The 1,539-nt window shown below is 74.9% G+C and carries 2 protein-coding genes; both read left to right on the top strand.

The features are described from left to right. Positions 1-1,108 (top strand): N-acetylglucosamine-6-phosphate deacetylase (gene nagA / locus HW445_RS30550; protein ID WP_180224038.1); only part of this gene is annotated, 1,108 nt, incomplete at its 5' end. A 136-nt stretch (positions 1,109-1,244) separates the two neighbouring features. Next, the coding region (locus tag HW445_RS30545) for a PfkB family carbohydrate kinase (protein WP_257231393.1) at positions 1,245-1,539 on the top strand (295 nt) is incomplete at its 3' end.

Here is a 1,539-nt window from a genome sequence, read left to right as displayed (position 1 = left end):
CACGGTCCCCGGCGCCCGCGTGGTCGTCGAGGGCGATCGCCTCGCCGACCCGGCCACCGTCCCCGCCGACGCCCCCGCCACCGTCGTCGACCTGCCCGGCTGCTGGATCGTCCCCGGCTTCGTCGACCTCCACAACCACGGTGGGGGCGGCGCCTCGTTCTCCTCCGGCACCGTCGAGGAGATCCTGCGCGGCGTGCGCACCCACCGCGCACACGGCACCACCACGCTGGTCGCCTCCACCGTCACCGGCGACCTGGACACCCTCGCCGTGCGCGCCGGGATGCTCTCCGAGCTGGCCGAGGACGGCGAGATCGCCGGCGTCCACTTCGAGGGCCCGTTCATCTCCCCGTGCCGCAAGGGCGCCCACTCCGAGTCCCTGCTGCGCCACCCCGACCCGGCGGAGGTCCGCAAGCTGGTGGAGGCGGCGCGCGGGCAGGCCCGGATGGTCACCCTGGCCGCCGAACTCCCCGGCGGCGTCGACTCGGTGCGGATGCTGAGCGAGATGGGCGTGATCGCCGCGGTCGGCCACACCGACGCGACGTACGAGCAGACCGTGGAGGCGATCGAGGCGGGCGCCACCGTCGCCACCCACCTGTTCAACGCCATGCCCCCGCTGGGCCACCGCGCCCCCGGCCCGGTCACCGCGCTGCTGGAGGACGAGCGGGTCACCGTCGAGCTGATCGACGACGGCGTCCACCTCCACCCCGGCGCGCTCCAGCTGGCGTTCCGTCACGCGGGCGGCGCGCGGGTCGCGTTGATCACCGACGCGATGGACGCCGCCGGGTTCGGCGACGGCCGCTACCTGCTGGGACCGCTGGAGGTCGACGTGGTCGACGGCGTGGCCCGGCTGGCCGGCGACGGCACGATCGCCGGCTCGACACTCACCCTGGACCGCGCCTTCCGACGGGCCGTCACCGACGACGGGCTGCCGGTGGAGGAGGTGGTCGCGGCGATCTCCGCGACCCCGGCCCGCCTCCTCGGGCTGGACGACCGGATCGGCTCGCTGGAACCCGGCAAGGACGCCGACCTCGTCGTGCTGGACGAGGAGTTCACCCTGCGCGGGGTGATGCGCAAGGGAACCTGGGTGGTCGACCCCCGGCAGGGCTGAGCCCGCGTCCTCCCCGCTCCGGGCGTCACGGACCTGTGCGCCCGGGGCTGCGTTTGGCATGATCGGACCAGAAACAGGCGGCCGTGCCCCGGCCGCGTTCGACGAGCAGGCGCATCATCGGGGAAAGGCGGACCGGATGATTCTCACGGTCACGCTGAACGCCGCACTCGACATCACCTACCGGGTCCGGGAGCTGCGTCCGCGCACCAGCCACCGGGTGACGGAGGTCGTGGAGCGGCCCGGCGGCAAGGGCATCAACGTCGCGCGGGTGCTGGCCGCCCTGGGGCACCGGGTCACGGTGACCGGCTTCGCCGGCGGCCTCACCGGCCGCACGGTCCGCGAACTGCTGGCCCGGGCGCCGGGCCCGCTGGTGGACACGCTGGTACCGGTGGCCGGGGCCACCCGCCGTACCGTCTCGGTCCTCGACCCGG

The sequence above is a fragment of the Streptomyces sp. UH6 genome (assembly GCF_013421635.1).
Classification (GTDB): Bacteria; Actinomycetota; Actinomycetes; order Streptomycetales; family Streptomycetaceae; genus Streptomyces; species Streptomyces abyssomicinicus.
This window is presented reverse-complemented; position numbering and strand designations above follow the sequence as displayed.